Origin of the sequence: Enterococcus sp. 2STP (genome assembly GCF_032465635.1) — a bacterium.
Taxonomy (GTDB): domain Bacteria; phylum Bacillota; class Bacilli; order Lactobacillales; family Enterococcaceae; genus Enterococcus_B; species Enterococcus_B lactis.
This window is the reverse complement of record NZ_JAWDJH010000009.1, coordinates 112,636-136,878: the sequence shown is the minus strand read 5'-3', so window position 1 is coordinate 136,878 and position 24,243 is coordinate 112,636. Positions and strand designations below refer to the sequence as shown.

The window sequence follows — 24,243 nt, the reverse complement described above, 5'->3', positions numbered from 1 at the left end:
TATGATAAAAATAGTAGCAGTAACAGCATGTATTGCAGGGATTGCCCATACTTATATGGCAAAAGCTAATTTAGAAAAGTTTGCGAAGAAGAAAGGGTTAGATATTAAAGTAGAAACACAGGGGGCTATGGGGATAGAAAACAAACTTTCAATTTCGGATGTTTCCGAGGCAGATGTTGTCATATTTGCAGTAGATACAAATGTTTCAGAACGAGGTCGCTTTGATGGTAAACCGATTTTAACAGTAGGAACCTCAGAGGTAGTAAAAGATGGTGAAGAGACGATTGATGAAGCAATTGCATTAATTAACAAATAAAAAATGTATCGTGGGGGAGTTACTAATGGAATTCAAGAAACAAGGAAGAGAAATTTTAAATCATTTCCAAAGTGGGGTTTCCTATATGATCCCGCTTGTCGTAGCAGCAGGGTTACTAACTTCTATTGCAGTCATTTTTGGTGGCACAGGTGTTTGGGACCAGACGGATACATTCTGGGGAGTCCTGCGAATGATTGGTCAGACGGGATTACAGTTTATCGTACCGATGATTTCAGCCTATATCGCATATTCAATTGCTGACCGTCCCGGTCTAGCACCAGCTTTTATCACTGGGATGATGTGTCAAAATCTTGGTATGGGATTTATTGGAGGAATGGTTGCTGGATTAGCTTGTGGTTATTTAGCTAATGCATTGAAAAAAGTAAAAGTACCGATGCAAGTTATTAGTCTAAAATCAATTATGCTGATTCCTTTTGTTACTACATTAGTTGTTGGAATCATATTATGGTATGTACTAGCTACGCCTATTCAAGCAATGACAACAGGACTGACTAATTGGCTAGAAGGCATGTCAGGAGCAAATGCTGCTTTGATGTCGGCTATTTTAGGAGGAATGATGGCGTTTGATATGGGAGGACCTATCAATAAAATTGCATATGCTTTTGGGGTTGCTTCTTTTTCAAGCGGAAGCTTTGGACCTAGTACAGCCATGTTATTAGGTATTGCTATTCCGCCATTTGGAATGTTTTTAGCAACAATTTTAAACAAAAAACTTTATGATGAATCAGAACGAGATAATGCAAAGACAGCTATGATTATGGGCCTTGTTGGGATTACTGAAGGGACGATCCCGTTTGCCGTGAAAGATCCTTTACGAGTAATACCAAGCATCGTGGTGGGCACTGCAGTAGCATGTGGTCTAAATGGATTTTTTGGTGTTACTCAAGAAACAATGCTTTCAACCTTTATGGCAATTCCTTTTGTTACGAATATACCTTTATATTTAGTATCAATTGTTATTGGGGGAGTGGTTACAGCGTTAATGGTCAATGCACTAAAATCCATCAAGTATAAAAAAGAACAACAAGTAAATTCAGTAGAAGAAGGAAAGTAGGGGAATCTGACATGGTCAATGCACATATAATTCAACACACGCACTGGGACAGAGAATGGTATTTTACAAATGAAGATGCCATCGTATTGTCTGATCAGGTCTTTACTGAAGTTCTAGATGAATTGGAAAGGAACCCTAAAGTAAACTTTTGTTTAGATGGACAAACTTCAATCGTCGATGAGTATTTGGAGATCAATCCGCAAAAGCTTAAGGTTATCCAACGACTGATGAAAACAGGACAACTATTTGTGGGACCGTGGTATGCACAAACAGATGCCTTATTAGTGGATGCTGAATCAATTTTAAGAAACTTAATGATAGGGATCAGTGATACGATCCTTAAATATGGAGATCCAATGATGGTAGGGTATTTGCCTGACACGTTTGGGTTCAATGCGAATTTGCCTACACTTTTGCATCAAGTAGAAATCGATAATTTCATGTGTTGGCGAGGATTAAACTTTGAAACGATGGTTCCATCTCCTTACTTTATCTGGAAAGGATTAGGAGATAAATTTGTTTATGCCATGAATTTTCCATTTGGTTATATGACTGGAATGATGACCTTAGACGCAATTAAAGATATTCCTGAATTTGCAAAAGAAAAGTTGGATGAAGCAGTTGAAATGCTTCATATGCAAGGAAAAAACAAAGATATTTTAGTACCTTCGGGTGTAGATCAAAAGTCAATGATTTTAAATTTTGATCAAGTCGTAGAGAAGTTGAATAAATACAGTAAATTCCACAATATTATTTCAGATTATCCTTCTTATGTAGAAGTTATCAAAAATAAAAAAGAATTACCTGAATATAAAGGTGAACTTCGTCAGCCGGTTTACTCTCGTGTTCATCGTTCGATTGGCTCAGTAAGAACAAAAATGAAAATAGAAAATTTTAAATTGGAACAAAAAATTCTAAAACGAGTTGAGCCACTCATGCTGATTGCAGAAAGAAATGGTATCCATATCAGTAAAGGCCTACTTCGTCGGTTATGGAAAAAGATTTTGCAAAACCAGGCTCATGATAGTATTGGTGGCTGTGTTTCAGATAATGTTGCGGAAGATATTTTCCATCGGATCAAAGAAGCTAATGAGATAGCCGACGGAATCGAAAACCTTATTGTAAAACGGATGGCTGATGCATTAAAGCTAAAATCGAATGAAGTCCTTGTTTTCAACACAACGACTGAGAATTATAGTGGATCGAAAATCGTGCATGTAGTAGCTGATTCAAAGAAAATACATTTCAAAGGTAGTCCCTATAATATCATTGAAAAAGAAGTTTATTTTCCAGAACGGAAAAATGCTTATCGGATGATTGCTACAGGTTTCGAATATTTTGATGAACCAGCTTATTATGAACTTGACATAAAAATAAATGTAAATGTGCCAGCGCTAGGATACACTGTTGTTGAATTTGAGAAAAATAATGAAAAATTAGAAACAGCAATCGAGATAGACAAAACTGAGATAAGTAACAATAAATATAAACTTTCTTTTAAGGATGGGCACTTGAATTTGATAGTTGGAGATAGACAATATCTTGATTTCGTTCATTTGATCGATTCAGCAAATGATGGCGATACGTATGATTATTCACCATTAGAAGGAGATACAGAACTATCTCTAAAATTTGAAACAGCTAAAGTATATAAAGATTCTTTACAAGAAACATTAGTTGTTTACGGAAAAGCTCAACTTCCTAAAAATTTAAAAGATCGTTTATCTGAAAAACCCGAAATGGAAGAAATATCTTATGAAATATCGTTCAGTCTGGGAGAAAGTCAAATCGTTGAAGGCACACTCAAAATTCATAATACTGTTTATTCGCATCGTATGCGCTTAGCAATTAATGTTTTAGATAAATCTGAAAAATCAATTGCACAAATTCAAAACGGATTTATTGAAAATACCCCTGATGTCATTCCTCCGGATTGGTCAGAAACTATGGTAGAGAAACCTGTTAATTTAGAAATATTCGATAAGAGTGTCTCTGTGGCAGAAAATGATCATTATTTTACTTTTTATGCAGATGGTTTAAAAGAGTATGAACGTATAGAAAATCAATTGATCATAACCTTATTTTCAACAACAGGGGAACTTGGAAAACCTAATCTTGCTTGGCGACCTGGGCGAGCTTCAGGAGATACGACAAATGAAGGGCATGTCATGATGGAAACACCGCTAGCTCAAGAAATAGGTGAGTATAAAGTCACTTTTGGATTTAATGTAGAAGAAGGAAGATTTAATGAGTTCAAAGTGGCAAAACAGGCAGAAAAACGGTTAGAACAATCTATTTCTTATCAAAAGCAGAAACTGAATGTATTTATTCACAGGTTAGATAACAAGATTTGGCCATTACAAAACGAACTTGATGTTCCTCGTAAATTTTCATTGATTGAATTACCTGAAGACTTAATTGTATCATCGATTTATCCTTCTTATTTTCATGAACAAGGATTTGTTCTTCGCTTAGCTAATCCAACAGAACAAGAAAAAATAGTACCTGAGGCTATCCTTTCCCTTGGGACAGTTGTCAATGCACTGGAGAATAAACAAGAATTAACAACAATTCCTCCCTATGATTATTTGTCAATTTTGATAAATGAGAGATAAATATGTAATATACAAGAAAAAACACCTTTTATTTTGAAAGGTGTTTTTTTACCCCCTTTTCAAATAGCGCAACAGTGCTATACTAAAGCTAACAAATAAAGGAACGGAGAGGGATATGGGTCAAAGAGAATTTATCGTTTCAATTATTATTGCAGCTGTTATTTTATTAGTCGCTTTAGACATTTTTTCACGTTTGAAATTAAAGGAAACAGTTCGTAGCAAATGGGGAAAAATTCCTTATCAACCGAGATTTGATAAAGAAGAAAGTTTGAAGGAAGCATGGCTCACGGAGAAGAAGTTCCGTTCATGGGATAGCGAAATCGACGATCTTACTTGGTATGACCTGGATATGTTCGAAGTATTTGAAGGGATCAACAGTACCTATTCTAGTGTAGGTTCAGAAGCGTTGTATCAACGTTTACGCAGCTTTGATTTTGGCAAAGATCAGCAGTTAGAAAAACTGATTGCTTTTTATCAGGAAAATCCTCAACTGAGAGAAAAAATCCAATATCAATTCGCTCGTTTAGGAAAAAAAGATCATAATTTTGCAAAACAATATCTAGCGGATGGAAAAAGTAAAAAGATTGGACGCGTAGGTTTATTTATTTTTCTTGGCTTGCTTCCGCTGGTGGGTGTAGGTTTGCTTCTTTTAGGTCAAGTACTAGGAATCTATTTGGCAATCGGCGGGTTAGTATTCAATACGGTCTATTATCTAGTGAAGAAACAAACACTAGAAACAGAGCTGAATAGCATGAGTTATTTGGTTTCAACGATTTCAGCCGCCAATCAGTTAGCAAAACTGCCGACACCACTTCAAGAAGAGCTGAAACAGCAAACTAAACCATTAAGAGACATCCCTAAATTAGGTTTTTCATTTCGTATGAAGAGCGGGAGTGAAGCAGAGTTGATTTTTGAATATGTCAACATCATGTTCATGCTACCATTTATCTCCTATCATTTCGTTCTCACTAAATTAGAAAAGCATTCAACTGAAGCCATCAAGCTGTGGGAATTGCTGGGAGAACTGGAAGTAGCCGCCGCAGTATTGAATTACCGTACTTATATGCCCATCACTTGCCGTCCGGAATTTACTGAGGGCGGTGTGACAGCGAAAGATATCTATCATCCATTATTAAAAGAAGCGGTAGTGAATCCAGTCAACTGGCAGAAGAATACATTAGTCACGGGTTCCAATGCATCAGGAAAATCTACGTATGTCAAAAGTATAGCTATCAGCTGTATTCTAGCACAGACGATCCAAACAGCGATTGCAGAACAGTTTACCCTGCAACCTGGACATGTGTTGACTTCCATGGCAATCGAAGATGATTTATTTGAAGGCGACAGTTATTTTGTTTCAGAAATCAAATCGATCAAACGTTTGTTGGACCAAGTGGCTTCCAAAGAACGCTGCTACTGCTTCGTAGATGAGATTTTAAAAGGAACAAATACGATTGAACGGATTGCTTCTTCCGCTTCAGTCGTTCGGTGGCTTGCGGAGTATCCATCTTTAGCATTTGTCGCCACACATGATATCGAATTGACAGAGATTTTAAAGAATTATTGTGAGAATGTCCACTTTGAAGAACAAGTAACAGAAGGAAAAGGAATCAGTTTTGATTTCAAATTAAAAGAAGGACCTTCAAGGACCCGAAATGCGATTGCCTTGCTGAAAGTTTTGGATTACCCTGAATCCATAGTTGAACAGGCCCAAAAAGAAAGTTTGTTGTTCGATGAACAGCGGCAGTGGTATCCGTTTGATTAACTTTATCAAACGAAGCATGATGCGTGGGTCCAAAAAGACGATTATCAAAAGAAGTATATCGATGCCAAAAAAGTGGCAGAATTCAATGGAAACGAGTCTGCTGTCCAGATGATCTTGGAAGATTTAGCAAAAGACGATACAAAATAAACCACGCTGTCTTCCTTCTAGCAGCTTTTATCGAAAAAACTTAGCATTAGCGACGAGACGCACGTTCCATGGAAAAGTTCTCCGTAAAACAAACAGAGAAAACAGAAATTGATAAATAACTATTTCCATTTTATTTATTTCGGTTAAAATAAAAGAAAAAAGCTTTCGATAAAAGGACGGAGGAAAGCTTAACATGAATAAAAAAGACAAGAACCTCAGTTATAAGGATCTTCTATATGTCATCGTAGTAGTTGCTGTCGGTACTTTTATGATTTTAAAAGTTCCAGAGTTGTTTAGATAGTTATTCTATCGAAGATGATCATGAACTAGAAAACACATCTCCTCTTTGTGAGCAGGTGTGTTTTTGTGTGGAACCAAGTTGTTTTTTCATCTGGTGTATTCCATGATACAATAAAGAATCATGTCTATAAGGAGATAGGAAATAAATGGCAAATGCGCTTGAAATAAATAATTTGAAAAAGGTTTATGGAAGTGGGGTCGAAGCATTGCGAGGAATCGATCTTTCTGTGAAAGAAGGAGATTTCTATGCGCTATTAGGACCAAATGGAGCTGGGAAGTCTACAACGATCGGAATCATTACTTCTTTAGTCAATAAAACATCTGGAAAAGTGAAGGTCTTCGATTATGATCTGGATACGGATCTAGTCCGAGCAAAGCAACAGATTGGATTAGTCCCGCAAGAGTTCAATTTCAATCCCTTTGAAACGGTCCAGCAAATCGTCGTGAATCAAGCAGGCTACTACGGTGTCTCTCGCAAAGAAGCGATGAAACGCAGCGAAAAATATTTGAAGCAGTCCAATCTTTGGGAAAAGAGAAATGTCCGTGCACGTATGCTTTCCGGGGGAATGAAGCGAAGACTGATGATTGCTAGGGCATTGATGCATGAACCACGTTTGCTGATCTTGGATGAACCAACAGCAGGAGTCGATATTGAATTGAGACGCGAGATGTGGGAGTTTCTCCGAGAATTGAACGAAAATGGTACAACAATCATTTTGACGACGCATTATTTAGAAGAAGCTGAAATGCTTTGTCGTAACATCGGGATCATCCAATCAGGTGAACTGATCGAGAATACTAGTATGAAAGAGCTTCTATCCAAACTGCAATTTGAAACATTTATCTTTGATTTAGCGCCATATGAGACCAAACCTGTGATTGAAGGATACGCTTGTACATTTGAAGATGAACAGACAATCGCTGTCGAAGTTGAACGAAATCAAGGGGTGAACGGAATCTTCGATCAGCTGACAAGACAAGGAATCAAAGTTCTTTCTATGAGGAATAAGTCGAATCGTTTAGAAGAACTGTTCTTGAAAATCACAGAAGAAAATGATCATACGGAGGAGAAAAATGTTTAATCTTTATTTTACTGCATTAAAAAGTTTAGCTATCAAGGAAACGAACCGCTATTTGCGTATCTGGGTCCAAACACTGGTTCCGCCAGTGATTACGACATCCTTGTACTTTGTTATTTTCGGAAAAATGATCGGTGGTCGGATCGGTGACATGGGTGGTTTTTCATATATGGAATTCATCGTGCCTGGTTTGATTATGATGTCTGCTATCACTAGTTCGTATGCCAACGTTTCTTCGTCCTTCTTCTCTCAAAAATTTCAGAAAAACATCGAAGAAATCTTGGTAGCACCTGTTCCTACCCATGTGATCATTTGGGGCTTTGTGATTGGCGGAGTGGGTCGTAGTATTCTCGTCGGCTCTCTCGTAACGATCATTTCCTTGTTTTTTGTACCACTTCATGTGTATTCATGGTTCATGGTCATCATTACATTATTGATGACGGCGATTTTGTTTTCGTTAGCAGGACTGCTCAACGGGATTTTTGCTCAGTCTTATGATGATGTATCGATCGTGCCTACATTTGTCTTGCAGCCGTTAACTTATCTAGGTGGCGTTTTCTATGCCATCTCGATGTTACCGCCCTTTTGGCAAGCTGTTTCGAAAGTCAATCCGATCGTTTATATGATCTCCGGTTTCCGTTACGGATTCCTTGGAACGATCGATGTGCCAGTAGCAACATCGATGATCGTACTTGTGTTATTCATCGTTGTTTTGTACGCCGTTACTTGGTATTTGATCAATAAAGGAAGAGGATTGAGAAGTTAGAAAAGAGGTTGTGAAATCAGCGTTTTGACCTGAGTATTAGAGAAACAAACGGGAAAATAGTTCCTCATATTTTGTCATTTTTTGAGCGAATACCGAGGAGTTGGCAGGAGAACACCATTTATTCCGGAAAATGGACTGTGATAAGATTTTTGTCACAGTCTTTTTTGTTCAATCAGAAACATCTTTTAAGCTGTTCACTTTGCTTCTTTTTTTGTTTCCTAGTATAATGACAATGTTTTTGAGAAAGATTGCGACTTCACTGCTTGATAGAATGGAGAGTAACAAACAAATGACTACTAATTTTTGGAAAGAGCTGCCAAAGCCTTTTTTTGTTTTAGCACCAATGGAAGATGTAACAGATGTTGTATTTCGCCATGTCGTAAAGCATGCAGCAGCACCGGATGTCTTCTTTACTGAGTTTACAAACTCAGACAGTTTCTGTCATCCAGATGGAAAAGATAGTGTACGAGGAAGATTGACCTTTACAGAAGATGAACAGCCGATGGTTGCCCATATTTGGGGAGACAAGCCAGAATTTTTTAGAGAAATGAGCATTGCTATGGCAGAAATGGGCTTCCAAGGAATCGATATCAACATGGGCTGCCCAGTTCCTAATGTAGCAGAACGTGGAAAAGGCAGTGGCTTAATCCTTCGTCCAGAAGTAGCGGCACAATTGATTGAAGCAGCTAAAGCTGGCGGTTTGCCTGTCAGCGTCAAGACGCGTATCGGTTATACGGAAATGTCTGAGATGGAAGAATGGATCAGTCACCTACTTCATCAAGATATAGCCAATCTTTCTGTTCATTTGCGTACGCGTAAAGAGATGAGTAAAGTAGATGCACATTGGGAAGTCATTCCTAAAATCATTGTTTTACGTGATCAAATCGCTCCGCAAACACTAATCACGATCAATGGAGATATCCCCGATCGCCGGACAGGAGAAGAATTGGCTGAAAAATATGGCGTAGATGGCATCATGATTGGCCGGGGGATTTTCAAGAATCCTTATGCATTTGAAAAAGAACCGAGGGAACATACAGAAAAAGAACTGATCGGACTACTTCGTCTGCAACTAGATCTGCAAGATCATTATTCAGAAATCATTCCGCGTTCGATCACAGGACTGCATCGTTTCTTTAAAATCTATATCAAAGGATTTCCTGGAGCAAATGACTTGCGTGTTCAGTTGATGAATACGAAATCTACCGATGAAGTACGAGAGATTTTAGACACCTTTGAAAAAGAACATCCAACACTTTTCAGTGAACAATGATTTCTTGCTTGAACACCGTTTATCAGAGGTTGTGACAAAAGTCTTGTCGCAACCTCTTTTTTAACCAAAAAAGTGCAAATAGTTTACTTTAAGTAAGAGAATAATTATGATGGATAAAAAAGGTGGAACAAATAACATACTATATATATTGAAATGAACACTGTATGGATGCTCCAACTTGATGAAGCTAAGGAGGAATTCGTATGTCAGAAAAGGAATTAATGAAAGTAGTCGGTTTTTATGAAGGGTTACCGATCGATGATCCAAAAAGCTTTATGGATGAAAAAGAACAGGTACCTGTACCCAGTTCACGGGATCTTCTGGTAAAAGTCAACGCAGTATCTGTCAATCCTGTCGATACGAAACTTCGCCAAGATAATGGGATAAGAAATGCTTTGCGTATCTTAGGGTTTGATGGGGTCGGGAAAGTCGTTGCTGTAGGCGATGAAGTGCAAAAATTTTCTGTCGGCGATCGCGTGTTTTATGCAGGTACAACAACAAGAGCAGGAAGCAATCAAGAATACCAACTGGTTGACGAACGTATTGCCGCTCTTGCACCGAAAAATCTGTCAGATGAAGAAGCCGCAGCGTTGCCATTGACTTCATTGACCGCTTATGAATTGTTATTTGAAAAATTTGGTCTGATTCCAGAAGAAAATGCCAACCGCGGGAAAAAAATCTTAGTGATCAACGGAGCTGGGGGCGTCGGTTCGATTTTGAATCAGCTAGCGCATTGGGCTGGTCTAGAAGTCTATGCGACTGCAAGTCCGAAGAATTTTGAATGGCTGAAAAAAACAGGCGTAGACTATCCAATCGATTATCATCAAGACTTAAGTAAAAGTTTTCGTGAATTAGGAATCGATCAAGTAGAGTATGTCGCTGTATTATTCGATATTACCCGCTATTTTGATCAAATCAAGCACCTTGTCCGACCATTTGGACATGTGGGAACGATCGTAGGGATCAAAGAGCCGTTAGACATAGGTGTTTGGAAAAACCAATCTATCAGTTTCGACTGGGAGTATATGTTCGCTAAAACAGACTATAACTATGAAGTCGAAACGCAAGGAGAAGCTTTAGCGCACATTGCTGCTTTAGCAAACGAAGGGATTATCCGCAGTACATTGAGCAAGGTCTATTCAGATGGGATCAATGCGAAGAACTTGAAACAAGCAACCAAAGACGTAGAAACAGGACATATGTTAGGAAAAGTCGTTGTTAGTGGTCCGTTCAACGGATAAGCAGGAATACGCCGATTTTCTTCTTATTATAAATAAAAAACAAGAGCGCATGACAGTAATTTGCCATAAGCTCTTGTTTTTTATTTATAATAAGCGAATCAATGAAAGGGAAAGAATACCTACCAAGACGATCACCAATAAGCTTTTTGAAAGAATAGCAGCTAAAAGCGTAGGAACTGAAGCCAAAGCATTTTCGAGATTGATCTGCGGCAGATGTCCGATATTTTGGGTAAATAGACTGCTGAACCATAAAGCAGACATAATGACGATTGGAACAAAACTTAAATACTCAAGCAACGGTTGCGGTAAGTCGAATTTTTTCAGTAAGACAAACGGTAGGACCCTAGAAAGCCAAGTCGCTAGAGTACAACCTAAAATAGTCAGCAATGTAAACTCAAAAGAAGGCATGTTTGATCCACACCCCCAATCCGCACCCGATAAGTGTCACAACTACGATCACTAAGTTGCTTGGGATAAAAATCAGTCCGACATATACCAGAATCAAAGTGAGACCAATCAGGATCAACTGTAATCGTTTAGAGGTGTTTCTATCAGAAATGACTTGAAGATAAAGTAAGCCGATAAACATAGCGACGATGGCGAAATCCAAACCAAACTTTTTTGGATCAGTAATAAAATTACCTAAAAGTGCGCCAACAAGAGAAGAACCCACCCACGTCAAATAAGAAATCCAATTAGCTGTATTCATCCAACGAAAGTTTAACTTTTGTCCCGTATAGTTCAATTTATTCATTCCCAGAGCGAAACTTTCATCTGTCAGCAATGTGCCAATGAGCAGATTTTGAATCAGCCGATTTTTCTTGAAATAAGGGGCGATCGTCATACTCATCAAAATCATTCGGGAATTGACTAGAAAGGTCGAGAGAACGATGGAAAGCAACGGACTGTGGCTAGCAAGCATACTGACTGTGATAAATTGGGCGGAACCAGCATAGATCAGCAGGGACATCAACGTGACGACCAGCGGATGAAACCCGGCAGCTTTCCCAACGATACCAAATGCAAGTCCAATACCGATATAACCAAAAACGGTAGGTAACGTGTCTTTGATCGCAGTTTTTATATCTAACTTTTCATCCAATAACAAAACTCCTTTAGCACGACATAAATTTTCATAATTGTCGTCAAACTTGTGAATATTCTAAATTTTTGTTTAACGTTTGTCAATGGTAAATAGTTCATACGAGGGGCATATTTAGAAGATAAAATTCTACTAGAAAAAATAAAAATGAGTATTTTTCATATAGCAAAAATAAAATAACGTATTATATGTATTACTTTACCGCTTATTCTTTATCCCCTAATGGATTGCAAAATTATAAAACAACTATTATGATTAAGTTTTTTTAAAAATACTGGTAAATGAACAATTGGTTTTAACAGCGATGATATTATGAAAAATAAGGAACGTCTTACGAAAAAATGATTTTTAGAAATGAAAAATGAAGATCAGATGGATTGGTATATGTTATTTCATACAAAATCATGTTGCGATTGTTTTCAACTGAAGGAGAGCCATATTTATAAAGGAGTTGGCAAAATGGAAGTATGGGAGATCATCGAATTTGTTCGAAAGCAAAAAGGTATCTCCGTAGCAGAATTATGCGGAAAGGAAGTCAGCCGATCCGTTTACGAACGGTTTGTAAAAAATCAAGCAGACACGACAGTTAGCAAATTTTCATATTTTTTACAAAAACTCAATCTTGGTTATGATGAACTGAGGATATTCGATTATCCGCCGGAAGTGGCAAACATGGACCGGATGATGAAAGAAATGGTTTTAGCATTTATGAATCAAGATAAAGAAGAATTGCAACATTTGATCAGCCTGTGCGAAGAAAAAGGAGACATCACTCAAAAGGAGAGACATCTAGCTAGTTTATGCAAATTACTGATTGCTCGTATAGTAGATGAGCCAATTGCTGTTGCTGATTCAGAAGTTTATCAGTATCTGATTTATGCACAGACATGGACGAACTATGAGTTGGTGTTATTCAATCATTGTATGTATGCTTTTGATCCATTCTTTATCGATTTAGTGTTAGATAAAGCATTAGTCAGTATTTCCGCTTATCAAAACAGCAAGGATCGAAAGAATGAGAGCTTTCGGATGCTGGCAAATGCGATTATCCATTTTATCCAGCAGCAACAACGCGGACTAATTTGGAAATATATCTCAAAACTTGAAGCAGTCTTTTTAGAAGAAGATATGTTCTTTGAACGAAATCAGTATTCCCTACTCACTGGAATCTGGGAGATGATCAAAGGAAATGAAAAAGGAAGACAAAAAGTAAACCAAGCGTTGCAGATTTGTCAGCAACTTGGTGCAACGAAATATCATAAAATGAATCATGAACTTTTGAGAAATGTAGAAAGAATCTATGAAATCGATTTTCAATTAGACGAATTACTAGTAGTAGACAAATAAAAAGAGAGACAGCCGAGGTGTTACATCAAATACCTTGGCTATTTTTTTGCATGAAAAATATCAAAAGGATAATGAGACAATAAAAAATCAAATCAAAAAAATTTTTTCAAATGTTTACGTACTTAATAAATGGGAGAATATTCACCACATATAAAACGAAGGAGGATCATCTGCATTTACAAGAAGGAATATTCGTTCCAGATAGAAAGAAAAGGGGGATAGAGGAGTATTGTCAGGTAAATATTAGCTGTTTTTTTATATTTTTTTGAAAAAGAACATAAAACATTAAAATATCAGCCAGTTTTTAAGAATTATTTCAAAGTGATTTGTAATAAATTTAAAAAGGTCATACTTAGAAAAATATGTGAGATTAGAAATAATTTGTATAGTTATTTTTCTTGGATTTTTGACCAGTCAAAAAAGGAGGAAGAAGGAGATAAAATAACACGTCGTATACGACACATGATGTGCGTGAATGCTACATTTTGACCACAGAGACAAAAAATAGTTTATGATGTACGCGTAACAAAAAATAACTTTTTATTAGGAGGAAAAAACATGGCAGGAGCAATTGCAGTCACACCCGAACAGCTTAAATCACAGGCAAAGGTCTACCAGCAGGCAGCATCTCAAATCCAAGATGCGATCAGAAAGGTCAATTCCATGAACCAACAAATCGCTCAACAATGGAAAGGGCAAGCCTTCCAAGCATATTTAGAGCAATACAATCAGCTGGAAGGAAATGTCAAACAGATGGAGCAGTTATTGGAAAGCATCAATCAACAGTTGAACAAGTATGCTGACACTGTGGCAGAGCGGGATCGTCAAGACGCTAGCTCATTTGGATTTTAAGCAAATGGAAGAGGCAGTGAGAACCCTCATCGCCTCTTCCTTTCAATAGGGGCTTGTTCAACACAGGTATTAGGACCAATTTTTGTACAAATTTTTCAATAAGTTTTCACAAAAATTTGCCCTATTACTTGAAGCAAAAAAGTTTCGTCATTCATTGGGAAGGAGTGGACGTTTTTGATATGAAAATAAATTTAAAAAGAAAGGTTTCTTTATTCCTGACAATCATTGCCAGTCTATGTCTATTGCTTTTCTTCATCTATCTAGGATTCAAAGATGATAATGTCACGATCAGTACAACTGATCCTACAGGGAAAATGCAATATGCACTAGTCAACGAAGATAAAGGAGCAGTATTTGAAGGCAAAAATTATTCATTAGGTTCGGATTTTGTGACATTGATCAATAAAGACAGTAAAAATCGCTGGGAAACCACCACTCGAAACATCGCTACAGCTGGTGTAGAAAGCGGGCAATTTGATGCGCAAATCATCATTCCCCAAGATTTTTCTGAAAAATTGCTCTCGCTGCAAAGTATCAATCCGGAAAAAGCATTGATCGAATATCAAGTTCGAGATGGACAAAATGAAATCACGAATCAAATGATTCAAGACAATGTCAACATGATCTTAACGGACTTCAATCAGCGGATTATCCAAATGTATTTTTCCAGTATCGTCGGGAATTTATTTGAAGCACAGCAAAACGTGAATCAAATCGCCGGAACACAAGTAAACTATCAGACGAATTTGGAATCATCTATTTACAGTCCATTCAAAGAAATCCCAGGCAATTATACGAATGTGCTGGAAACAGCCAGTATTTTAGACACAGACAATCAGTCTTTTACTGCCCAGCAGCAAACCTTTGTCCAGTCGGTCAAAGAGTTGCTGGACAGAAACAATCAAGGATTAGAAGGAGGCAGCCAATCGACTGAAGCAGTCAAAGAATCGGTCGAGGACTACACGAAGCAGGCAAATGAAAAACTGAAAGAATCGATCAGACAATTCAATGATCAAGTAGCGATGCAAAAAAAGCAGCTCAACGAACAATGGGAAACAGATACGGCAGACTATAAAAAGCAGCACGATCAATTGAATGAAACAATCTTGTCCCAGTTGGGTGATTTTTATACCAGCAATGAACAAGAAAGCACAGGTGTGTACGCCGGTTTTTTATCAGAATCGGTTCTTTTCCAAGTGACACAAATAAAAAGAATCACGGAACTTCAGGCAGAAATCGGTGAGCTACAAGCCCAGACAGAACAGTTGACCCAGTTGAAAAGCCAGATTGCAGCGACTTATTATAACGATCCTACAGCTACTCCTGATACAGCAACCACCGAGCAAGTGAAAACAGCTATCCTCCAGCTGATTTCCGATTTGGGAGGGAACGCACCCAAATTGAACGCTGAGTATCAAGGAACACTAGAGACCTCATTGGCTCAGATCCCAGACAAGAGCTTGGAACAGTTAGTGGACGAATTAGCAAAACAGCAAGTGATCACACCTGATCAAGCTTCCCTTTACTTGGATGAACTGGCAATCGTCCGAAAATACGCCAATGATTTGAACAAGCCATTGGGAAAAGAGGTCCATTTCACGTATTTAGATCCTAGACAAGGACATCCTGAAATGATCACCATTCCGCAGCAAACAGTCACGCTTTCCATGGACCCGACAAAAGAGAATACTTATTCGATCCAATTACCAGCTGATTCGCAAGAACAAGTCAGTGTGATGCTAGATGGTCCCAAGCTACAAGAAATCGAACAGTTAGTGAATGATGAACTGCATCCTTATCGCTATCAAACTACGATCATCGACCATTCAGATCATCAATTTACATTCGCAACACCTGAAAAAATCGAAGAAACGGAAGAAAGTACGCAAGATTCAACAGATGACCTGCAAGAAAAAGAATTGCCGAAACAGGTGATATTCACGGTCAACCTGCCGATCATCTGGCATTTGAACTCAATAGAACAAGCGACATCTTATAATGAACTTCACTATTCATGGTGCAGGAACGAAACGGTCCAAAGCGATCATCACTATGCCGTCTATCTCCCGATGGATCAGCCGCTGATCGATGATGTGCCTAAAATTCTGACACATTTACAAGCACTGGATACTGCTGCGCAGCAAATCGCGACTCTTTTCGGTAATCCGAACCAGTCGTTATCAGTCCAGTCTTATGCTGCCATGATCCGTGCGTCAGAAAATCAAGGGAAAACAGTTCTGGAATTAGCTAAAGACCAATCGATCTATCGTCGGTATGACAATATTACGAATGCTGAGAAACAAACGGTCATTACCGATAAATTATATGAAGAATACAAGAAATCAGGAGACAGGATCTACAAGGACACCGAGACTCAGATCAATCGACTGCAAGCGGTCATTGGGCATGAAACAGATCAGAATAAAGAAGAAGCCAGCCCTACGCTTTACGGCACATTGAATCTGATGACCATCCCGGAAAAACTGTTACAGGAAGCAGATAAATTGAATCGATGGTTCACAGATGCCAACCGGCAAATCAAGGATTCATACAATGCATGGGGCGAAACAGCAAAAATCGAAGCCGCATCAGTGATCAATGAAGAAAATCCGCATCCTGAAGAAAACGAGACGAAACAAATTGCCACCCAAACAGAGTCTTTAGTCCAAACGATGCAAGAACTGATGCGATCATCCAAAGAAACGGCTGCTAGCACCGAGAAATCTGCTGCAGAAGTCAAAGATATCGCGCCGGTAATCGAAGAATTAAAAACAACGACAGCTGATGTTCAGACAAATGCAACAACGATCCTCACCAATCTGGATCAATCGATTCAACAATCGAAGCAAATAACGAAAGAAAACGAAGAATATGCAAAGACCTTTGAAAAAGTGTTGTCCAATACGAAAAACGGCGGAGCAGACAATACACAAGTTTTTCATTTTCTGTCACGGCCGATCCAAGGAAAAGGTGTGTTCGGACAAACAAGACAAATCTCGTTAGTTCCTTATTACGCAACATTAACTGGCGCGATTCTGCTTATGGTCGCAGGGCTTTCATTACTAGGATTTATGAAAAAACGTAAAGTGACAGAAGCCAATCTGCTGGTTCAGCCGACAAGGATATGGCTGAATGTTCCTAATGTCTTCCTTCTTTCGTTTGTGACGATCTTACTTGCCGGTTTTTATGCTGGTGCTACCAGTGCAAGTGCTGGCACGGCGAATCGCTTGTTGTGGTTCAGCTATGCCTTTTTGACCTTTGCCAGCATGCAGCTGCTTGTCACAGGCTGTTTACGGCAATTCAAGAAACTTACCTTATATGGTTACGGCAGCGTTCTAGGATTGTATTTCATACTCACACCATTATTAGGAGTGACGGTCAAAATAGGTTCATTCACCGAGTTTCTCTATCGGCTGTCACCGCTCCAAAATATCCAAAATGGTTTCACAGTCCTGCTGAATGGCGGCCGTATCAGTTGGGTCAGTTATCTTGTGATCGCCATCCTTCTTGTTTTAGGACTGTTTCTGAATCTCATTGTTCTTCCTGAAGAACAAGATAGAAAAGAGCGTGAATCATGAATAAAAAAAGAAAAATCTGTTGGATCATCGGTATTTTGAGTGTTCTTTTTCCTATTAGCTTCGACGGAACACGTGTGCATGCTGAACAAGGGTCTCTTATAATCAACAATCAGGTAATCTATGAGGATCAGCAAACGGAAGCAGGCGGAAACGAGGTCTCATTTGCCATCAATGACTTGTTTTTGGCGGAGAAAGAAGCGAAAGATCATCAATTGAAAGCAAAACAAAAAGAACTGGTCTCAACTGCACAGGAAAAAGTATTTTTTGAGGAAACGTCTGAGCCAGAAGCTCTTGACCAAAAAGTAATGCCTTATCTCTTCAAAGAAGGAGATACTGTTGCTTCAGTCCAGAGCACTTCTTCTTCAACCATGCAGCAAAGGAAAGTAAATCAGCTGGTTACCTTTAGCGGCTATGTTCTTGGCGGAAGCCTATGCATAGGAATCGGTCTATTTTTAGGGAAACAATTAGCTTATCACAAAAATAAAAGGAGCAGGAGTGGCGTGTAGCATGGAAAAAGGTACAACAATCAGTATCAGTCTGCATACAGCTGATCGGATCATCGATCTGAAAGTCCCAAGCCAAGTCACTGTGGCACGACTGAAAACAATTTTACAAGAGTCGTTTCCAATCATTCATATCCGACTTCCCGAAAATTTTGAATTGGCTCTTTTGAATAAACCCATTCATTTGAGAAATGAGGCCATCTTAGCTGATTATTCTTTAGGCAATGGCGATCAGTTACAAGTGATAGAAAGACAAAAAAACAGGGAGGAAAACCCACTGTGAGAGAAATACAGAACATCGACCAAACCATTGGATTTATGAATGAGACTAACGCTGTAGAGGTGACTCTGCAGGCCAATCAGTATAGGTTGGACAAACTGACACAGTATCAGCACTTTTTAGCACCTGGTATCCGAATGCTGTCAGGAGAGATTATAGAAGCAACAGAAGAAAAGCTGGTTATTCGCTATAAAAAAGAAACGGCTACCTTGCCGCTTGAACAAGTCGTCAAAAAAGAAGAACTTTTCCAACGTTTGCTGCTGGCACAAAAAATCCATTTCTTAACGGATTTTCTACACCGTCCAGCTCAGCCTTTCCTCCATCCTGCTAATCTATTCGTTCGTGGAGAAGAACTAGTTATCGGGCACCGAGGATTTATGGAAACGATCGTCCCTCATATCAATGAAGAAGATGATTTTATCAAGCAATATCGGGCATTGGTCCTTTATATCCTGCATCCTAGATTAAACTATGAACTGCTGATCGAAGGCAGCGGTACGCTGAAAGATGCCTTTACAAAAAAAATAAACGAAGCAGATACGATCGAAATCATCGATCAGTTGCTAGCAACGGAGATTCTGAAGCAAAAGCAAAAACGAGCCAAAGAAACACAAGTGGTCAGTAAAAGAAATCATCAGATTTTTAAGTGGAGCAGCTTGATATTGGGGGTATCGACAATCGGATTTGCTGTTGCGACAGGGATCTATGCTCTGGATAAACTCCCGGCACAAGAGCGTATCAGTTCCGCTGAGACACAATATATCGCCAATGATTACGCTGGTGTTTTGAATACGTTGAAAGAAGACGAACCTGAAAAACTGCCCACTGGTGCTAAATATGTTGCCGCAGTCAGTGCCGTACAACTGGACAATTTGTCCAATGAACAAAAGGCAGCTATTTTAAATAACTTGTCCCTTAAATCGAGCGACAACACATTGCTTTACTGGATCTATGCTGGAAAAGGGAACTTCGATAAGGCATTGGATGTCGCTAAGAATCTTGGTGACAATCAATATATCTTACACGCTTATACCAAGTTATACGATGCAACAAAGACCAACAACAAGATGAAAGGTGAGAAAAAACAAGAATTGCTCACAAAGTATGAAGAAGAGATCAATAAATACATGAAGTTGTTAGGAGGAGAAGATGGAAATGAAGCCAACTGATCGGTTCGTCCCATTAAGTGATCAAATCCGGACATCTGTAAAGATCCTCTTTGATATTTTTTATTTTGGTGAAACGTTCGTCCATGAACAACTCACCGAGAAACAGCGTCAAGTCGTGCTTAACGGTCAAAGCTTCACTTATGAAGACCAGAAGTTATTGTGTGACGGAAAACCAATCAAGTCAGATGAAGACTTGCTGATTTTAAGACATGAAGAGCTGGAAACTGTTTTTACGAATAAACCCAAAAAAGATTTTCTGATCTCCGGAGCGAAAAAATCGGCAGTTTTTTTAGAAACAGATGCATTGATCTCAATTCCTATCGATCCTAAAACCAAAGAATATCAGCTGAAGATCTATCCGAGTAAGGAACGTGTTTACTACAACGATCAGCTTATACAAGAAGGTACATTTTCCTTTGGCGTAGGAGATCGGTTGATGGTCGATCGTTTAGTGATCGAAGTCCGGGAAAAGCAGCTGCGTTTCACCAGTCTGGGCACAAACTATCAGCTGGATCCATGGAAACTGGTAGAAGAAACGTTTCTTCCCGAATATCCGGATGATTTCCCATTTTTTAGAAGAAGCCCGCGTATCCATTTGAAAGAACCAGCGAATGAAATCGAGATCCTTGCACCGAAACCAAAAGAAACAGAAGGCAGGAATGACTTATTGAAAACAATCGTGCCACCACTTGGTATGGTCGTTTTAAGCGGTGCCACAAGTTTTCTTAGCGGAGGAAACCCGATCATGATGCTGAGCATGGGTGGTGCGAGTCTATTGACAGCTGGTTTTTCAGTTTCCAGTTATCTGACCAATAAAAAAGAAACGAAACGAACAAACGAGGAACGGGAAACCACCTACCGCCAGTATATGCTTCAAAAAAAATCAGAACTGAACAAGCTGTAGCAAAAACAAAAAGAAGCGTTAGCGTATATGAATCCTTCTATAGATGATTTGGCTGTGATGGCTAAAGAATATCATGCGCGGATCTATGAGCGTATGAGCCGCAATGAAGATTTTTTGAATATTCGAGTGGGCACAGGAGAAATCATCTCCAGTTTCAAGACGAACTACCAGCCAGCAGAAGAAGATGATTTGAGCAAAGAAGCAGAAGAACAGCTCGTCTGGCCTTATAAACAGTTGGACGAAGCGCCAATCGTCGTTCCGCTAAAGGATCAGACGCTAGGATTAGCAGGACCATCTGCTGTACTGCGAACCGCCGTCCAAACCATCCTTTTCCAATTATCGGTTCTTCATTCGTATCGAGATGTCGAATTCATCACATTGGTTCCGGAAGCGGATTATCAAAAGGAGTGGAGTGCCTGGCGCTGGCTGCCCCATACGAAGATCCGACACTTGAATCTTCGGGGAATCGTCCATCACGCACAGTCACGGGACATGGTCCTGAATTCCTTTTATCAAATGCTGACAAAGCGACGCCAGCAAGTCAAAGAAGCCGGAAATGAAACAGTTGTTTTTCAGCCGCATTACATTTTTTCGATCCTTGATGAAAGCTGGCTTTCAGGTCATGGATTGAATGAATTTCTGGCTGAAGACATGAGTCTTTACGGTGTGACAGTCATTTGGGGAAAAGAAGCCTTGAACATGCTGCCGGAGACAACGACAACGCTCATCGAATATCAAAGTAGTGAATCTGCTACCCTGATCAATCAAAACAGCGAATACATCAATCAGACCTTCTTGCCAAATCATCTGCCAACTAGCTATCCACTGGAGCAAGCCATCCAGCGTTTAGCGAACCTGCAGCACGTGGAAGTGGAGAAGAATGCGGTGCCGGAAAGTCTTAGTTTATTAGATCAATACGAAGTGAAAAAAATAGAAGAACTTTCTATTCGGACTCGCTGGTTGAAAGCTGAACCAAACAAATCAATTCGTTCTTTGATTGGTTGGAGAGGAAAATCGGAGTATGTCTATTGGGATCTGCATGAGCGGGTTCATGGTCCACATGCACTCGTTGGAGGAACGACTGGTTCAGGAAAATCGGAGTTTTTGACCACCTATTTGCTAGGTTTGGCGATTAATTTTTCTCCAGAGGATATCGGAATGCTGATTATTGACTGGAAAGGTGGAGGAATTGCAAATACATTAGAAAAATTACCTCATTTCATGGGGGCAATTACTAATCTAGATGGTGCAGGGACGGCTCGTGCATTGGCAAGTATCAAAGCAGAACTGAACAAAAGACAAAGAGAGTTTGCTAAATATGGAGTAAACAATATCAATGGATACATGAGTTTATATAAACAACGTCTAAACCCTAATCCAGCTATCACTTATCCTAGTAAACCATTACCACATTTGATTTTAGTTTCAGATGAATTTGCTGAATTAAAAGCAAATGTTCCTGAATTCTTAGAAGAATTGACCTCAGTAGCACGAATCGGCCGATCGCTAGGAGTCCATTTGATTCTAGCCACACAAAAGCCATCTGGTGTGGTAAATGACCAGATTGAAGCAAATAGTACAAGTAAAATCGCACTTAAAATGGCTAGTGTCCAAGATTCGAATGAATTACTAAAAACCCCAGATGCTGCTCAAATCATAAATCCTGGTCGTGGTTATCTTAAAGTTGGCGAAAATGAAGTATATGAATTATTCCAAAGCGGTTATGCCGGTGTTTCATATGATCCAGATAAAATAATCGAAGAGAATGTGGACGAACGGATTTTTATGATCAATGATTTAGGGCAATCAGAGGTGCTCTATGATCCTGGTGAGGAAGTGATTCAAGGAAAAGATACTAGCGAATTACCAACGCAACTAGAGGCAGTGATTGACAAGATCGATCAAATTTTTCAACAGTCGGATTATATCCTCCCCGAGAAGCCTTGGTTACCCAATCTGGAAGACCAGATCGTGACGCCGTCTGTGAAAGAAACGAAAGAAAGAAAAATGGATATCCCGCTTGGAGTAGTAGACATACCGTCCAAACAAACACAAGAAATCTATAATTATGATTTGGTAAAAGCTAGCCACACTGCTATATTTGCAAGTCCGGGGTACGGAAAATCAACAATATTGCAAACGATTACGATGAATCTTTCACGTCAGAACACGCCGGAACAGATTCACTTTCATTTATTGGACTTTGGGAATAATGGTCTATTGCCATTAAAAAATTTGCCTCACACAGCAGACATTGTCACTTTGGAGGAAGACGAAAAGCTGCAAAAAATGTTGGATAGGATTTCTCTTGTATTAACAGAAAGAAAACAGTTATTCAAAGAATGCGGCGTAGCAAATCTTGAACAATATGAAATGAAAAGGCAAATAACATTACCAATCGTTGTTACAGTCCTTGATAGTTATGATGGTCTAAGCACGGATGATACGCGTAAGGAAAAAATCGATGGACTACTCCTGCAGCTACTTCGTGATGGTGCGAGTTTAGGATGCTATCTTATTTTTACTGCTAATCGAGTAGGTAGCGTTCGTATGAATATGCTGAGTAATATTTCTACCAAAATAGCTCTATATTTGAATGATGAAACGGAAATCACCAGCTTAGTAGGTCGTGCAAGCCTTGTTCCTCAAGCAATTAATGGGCGTGGCCAAGTTGTACTCGATGAACCCGCAGCTATCCAAATTTATTTACCAGTGGCAGGAGAAAATAATGCAGCAATTCTTGAACATTTAGAAAAAGAAGTATCTTCGATGGAACAAGCATGGAATGGCGTAAGACCAGAAAAAATTCCGATGGTTCCAAGTGAATTGACGTATGAAACATTTAATGGATTTGTACCGAAAAAAGAAAGAGATGCGTTTTATTTAGGATTGAATAAGTTATCATCAATACCTGAGTCTTTCCATTTATTTCAAGGAAAAACATTGGGGATTTTCACAGAATCCAATAGACAATTCCAACTATTGACTCCTTGGTTTATCCAACAAGTCACAGGGTTTCAATCAGAAGCAGATATTGTCATCATTGATGTTTCAGGTACTTTAGAGAAAATAGCTGACAAGGTAGCAGTTTACATTGATCGAACACAAATCAGTCATCAAAATGTCGAATTGAAAGAAGCGATAGACGCTATGTTAGAAAGTAACGTGAAGAAGCGCTTGGTGGTTGTGAATGGGTTAGTGAATTTTACAGATAAATTATCTTTGGACGCTGAAGAAGTTGCGCAGGTATTAGCCAACGGGAAAGAGCAGTTACAAGTAATCGTTTTTGATAATTTAACAAAAATCGATGCAACTTATGGTAGTTTTGTCACCTTACTCAAAGAAAATATATCTCAAATACTTTTTGGAGGTATTTTGCAAAAGCAGTCTTTTGTGGGAAACATCCCGTATAACCAACAAAATTTACCTGTACCAATAAATGTTTTACATCGTTTAGAAGAAGATAGTTTAGCACAAATTGTGATTCCAACGGAGGTAAAAGATTGATGGAACAATTAAGTACAGCATTTTTACCATTAGGGAGTATGGTACGTTTAGACAACGAAGAAATATACGGCACAAGGCTTTATCTAGTTGTGGCACGAGCTATTGCTAAAAATGAACAGGGAAAGATCATCTCAAGATACAAAGTAGCACCACATCCTTTTGGAGATATACCCAGTGAGGAGATCTTTTCTATTGAATTTGGAGATATTTTAGACGTTGTTTTTGAAGGCTATTCAAATGAAACAGATTCTCAGTTTTTAGAAGAGTTGATTAGGCGAATGACTAACGCAATGGCAAATCAAGCTTCTTCTGTAGAGAAGATGACTCCAGAACCTCAAGAAACAGAAGAAATCCAAGATGAGTATGAAGATGAGAAGCTAAAAGAAGATCCGTTCTATAAATTTAGAAAGCAAGAGGGATAGTT

At 38.9% G+C, this 24,243-nt stretch carries 17 protein-coding genes and 1 pseudogene; 16 read left to right on the top strand and 2 right to left on the bottom strand.

The window, feature by feature from the left end:
- The first annotated feature begins 1 nt into the window (after position 1).
- From RWU19_RS02555 to RWU19_RS02520, 8 genes are all read left to right on the top strand, one after another.
- On the top strand, positions 2-316 hold the full coding sequence (locus RWU19_RS02555) for a PTS fructose transporter subunit IIB (protein WP_123837765.1): 315 nt from the start codon (positions 2-4) through the stop codon (positions 314-316).
- A gap of 25 nt (positions 317-341) precedes the next feature.
- Complete coding sequence (locus RWU19_RS02550) at positions 342-1,391, top strand: PTS fructose transporter subunit IIC (RefSeq protein WP_002305530.1); 1,050 nt, start codon at positions 342-344, stop codon at positions 1,389-1,391.
- Between the two features lie 11 nt (positions 1,392-1,402).
- Positions 1,403-4,006 (top strand): hypothetical protein, encoded by a 2,604-nt coding sequence (locus tag RWU19_RS02545; RefSeq protein ID WP_002329806.1) that lies wholly within the window; start codon positions 1,403-1,405, stop codon positions 4,004-4,006.
- 115 nt (positions 4,007-4,121) lie between these two features.
- The gene (locus tag RWU19_RS02540) at positions 4,122-5,771 is read left to right on the top strand and encodes a MutS-related protein (protein WP_123837766.1); all 1,650 of its coding nucleotides are present in this window, start codon (positions 4,122-4,124) and stop codon (positions 5,769-5,771) included.
- A gap of 593 nt (positions 5,772-6,364) precedes the next feature.
- Positions 6,365-7,300 carry an ABC transporter ATP-binding protein gene (locus tag RWU19_RS02535; RefSeq protein ID WP_123837767.1) on the top strand — a complete coding sequence of 312 codons (936 nt, stop codon included), beginning with the start codon at positions 6,365-6,367 and terminating at the stop codon, positions 7,298-7,300.
- The gene (locus tag RWU19_RS02530; protein ID WP_002287492.1) at positions 7,293-8,063 is read left to right on the top strand and encodes an ABC transporter permease; all 771 of its coding nucleotides are present in this window, start codon (positions 7,293-7,295) and stop codon (positions 8,061-8,063) included. Before RWU19_RS02535 ends, RWU19_RS02530 begins: the two co-directional genes overlap by 8 nt.
- A 289-nt stretch (positions 8,064-8,352) precedes the next feature.
- On the top strand, positions 8,353-9,336 hold the full coding sequence (locus RWU19_RS02525) for a tRNA dihydrouridine synthase (protein WP_123837768.1): 984 nt from the start codon (positions 8,353-8,355) through the stop codon (positions 9,334-9,336).
- Positions 9,337-9,539: 203 nt separating this feature from the next.
- Positions 9,540-10,577 carry a zinc-binding alcohol dehydrogenase family protein gene (locus RWU19_RS02520; protein WP_123837769.1) on the top strand — a complete coding sequence of 346 codons (1,038 nt, stop codon included), beginning with the start codon at positions 9,540-9,542 and terminating at the stop codon, positions 10,575-10,577.
- A gap of 84 nt (positions 10,578-10,661) precedes the next feature.
- Here the strand turns inward: RWU19_RS02520 and RWU19_RS02515 are convergent, their stop codons facing one another.
- Both RWU19_RS02515 and RWU19_RS02510 read right to left on the bottom strand, forming a co-directional pair.
- Complete coding sequence (locus RWU19_RS02515; protein WP_002332245.1) at positions 10,662-10,985, bottom strand: AzlD domain-containing protein; 324 nt, start codon at positions 10,983-10,985, stop codon at positions 10,662-10,664.
- Positions 10,972-11,679 (bottom strand): AzlC family ABC transporter permease, encoded by a 708-nt coding sequence (locus RWU19_RS02510; RefSeq protein WP_002315845.1) that lies wholly within the window; start codon positions 11,677-11,679, stop codon positions 10,972-10,974. Before RWU19_RS02510 ends, RWU19_RS02515 begins: the two co-directional genes overlap by 14 nt.
- 459 nt (positions 11,680-12,138) lie before the next feature.
- Here RWU19_RS02510 and RWU19_RS02505 point away from each other — a divergent pair, with 459 nt between their 5' ends.
- From RWU19_RS02505 to RWU19_RS02470, 8 genes and pseudogenes are all read left to right on the top strand, one after another.
- A complete protein-coding gene (locus RWU19_RS02505; protein WP_002315846.1) occupies positions 12,139-13,026 on the top strand; it encodes a transcriptional regulator in 888 nt (295 codons plus the stop codon).
- 558 nt (positions 13,027-13,584) lie between these two features.
- Positions 13,585-13,878 (top strand): WXG100 family type VII secretion target, encoded by a 294-nt coding sequence (locus tag RWU19_RS02500; protein ID WP_002315847.1) that lies wholly within the window; start codon positions 13,585-13,587, stop codon positions 13,876-13,878.
- Positions 13,879-14,057: 179 nt separating this feature from the next.
- Positions 14,058-17,456, top strand: a complete 3,399-nt coding sequence (gene esaA / locus RWU19_RS02495) for a type VII secretion protein EsaA (protein WP_316002704.1) — start codon at positions 14,058-14,060, stop codon at positions 17,454-17,456.
- Positions 17,453-17,962, top strand: coding sequence for a hypothetical protein (locus RWU19_RS02490; RefSeq protein ID WP_123837771.1), 510 nt, complete (start codon positions 17,453-17,455; stop codon positions 17,960-17,962). The genes esaA and RWU19_RS02490 overlap by 4 nt, the downstream gene beginning before the upstream one ends.
- 1 nt (position 17,963) lies before the next feature.
- Positions 17,964-18,242, top strand: a complete 279-nt coding sequence (locus RWU19_RS02485) for an EsaB/YukD family protein (RefSeq protein WP_002320467.1) — start codon at positions 17,964-17,966, stop codon at positions 18,240-18,242.
- Positions 18,239-19,408, top strand: coding sequence for a type VII secretion protein EssB (essB, locus tag RWU19_RS02480; protein WP_123837772.1), 1,170 nt, complete (start codon positions 18,239-18,241; stop codon positions 19,406-19,408). Before RWU19_RS02485 ends, essB begins: the two co-directional genes overlap by 4 nt.
- Positions 19,389-23,819 (top strand): annotated as a pseudogene (essC, locus tag RWU19_RS02475) (type VII secretion protein EssC). Before essB ends, essC begins: the two are co-directional and overlap by 20 nt.
- Entirely contained in the window at positions 23,819-24,241 is a 423-nt protein-coding gene (locus RWU19_RS02470) for a DUF4176 domain-containing protein (RefSeq protein ID WP_083314633.1), read from the top strand. Before essC ends, RWU19_RS02470 begins: the two are co-directional and overlap by 1 nt.
- Positions 24,242-24,243 lie beyond the last annotated feature (2 nt).

Excerpts from the sequence above, each read along its gene's own strand:
- RWU19_RS02555 (WP_123837765.1), top strand. The coding sequence starts at position 2 with ATGATAAAAATAGTAGCAGTAACAGCATGTATTGCAGGGATTGCCCAT.
- RWU19_RS02550 (WP_002305530.1), top strand. The coding sequence starts at position 342 with ATGGAATTCAAGAAACAAGGAAGAGAAATTTTAAATCATTTCCAAAGT.
- RWU19_RS02545 (WP_002329806.1), top strand. The coding sequence starts at position 1,403 with ATGGTCAATGCACATATAATTCAACACACGCACTGGGACAGAGAATGG.
- RWU19_RS02540 (WP_123837766.1), top strand. The coding sequence starts at position 4,122 with ATGGGTCAAAGAGAATTTATCGTTTCAATTATTATTGCAGCTGTTATT.
- RWU19_RS02535 (WP_123837767.1), top strand. The coding sequence starts at position 6,365 with ATGGCAAATGCGCTTGAAATAAATAATTTGAAAAAGGTTTATGGAAGT.
- RWU19_RS02530 (WP_002287492.1), top strand. The coding sequence starts at position 7,293 with ATGTTTAATCTTTATTTTACTGCATTAAAAAGTTTAGCTATCAAGGAA.
- RWU19_RS02525 (WP_123837768.1), top strand. The coding sequence starts at position 8,353 with ATGACTACTAATTTTTGGAAAGAGCTGCCAAAGCCTTTTTTTGTTTTA.
- RWU19_RS02520 (WP_123837769.1), top strand. The coding sequence starts at position 9,540 with ATGTCAGAAAAGGAATTAATGAAAGTAGTCGGTTTTTATGAAGGGTTA.
- RWU19_RS02515 (WP_002332245.1), bottom strand. The coding sequence starts at position 10,985 with ATGCCTTCTTTTGAGTTTACATTGCTGACTATTTTAGGTTGTACTCTA.
- RWU19_RS02505 (WP_002315846.1), top strand. The coding sequence starts at position 12,139 with ATGGAAGTATGGGAGATCATCGAATTTGTTCGAAAGCAAAAAGGTATC.
- RWU19_RS02500 (WP_002315847.1), top strand. The coding sequence starts at position 13,585 with ATGGCAGGAGCAATTGCAGTCACACCCGAACAGCTTAAATCACAGGCA.
- esaA (WP_316002704.1), top strand. The coding sequence starts at position 14,058 with ATGAAAATAAATTTAAAAAGAAAGGTTTCTTTATTCCTGACAATCATT.
- RWU19_RS02490 (WP_123837771.1), top strand. The coding sequence starts at position 17,453 with ATGAATAAAAAAAGAAAAATCTGTTGGATCATCGGTATTTTGAGTGTT.
- RWU19_RS02485 (WP_002320467.1), top strand. The coding sequence starts at position 17,964 with ATGGAAAAAGGTACAACAATCAGTATCAGTCTGCATACAGCTGATCGG.
- RWU19_RS02470 (WP_083314633.1), top strand. The coding sequence starts at position 23,819 with ATGGAACAATTAAGTACAGCATTTTTACCATTAGGGAGTATGGTACGT.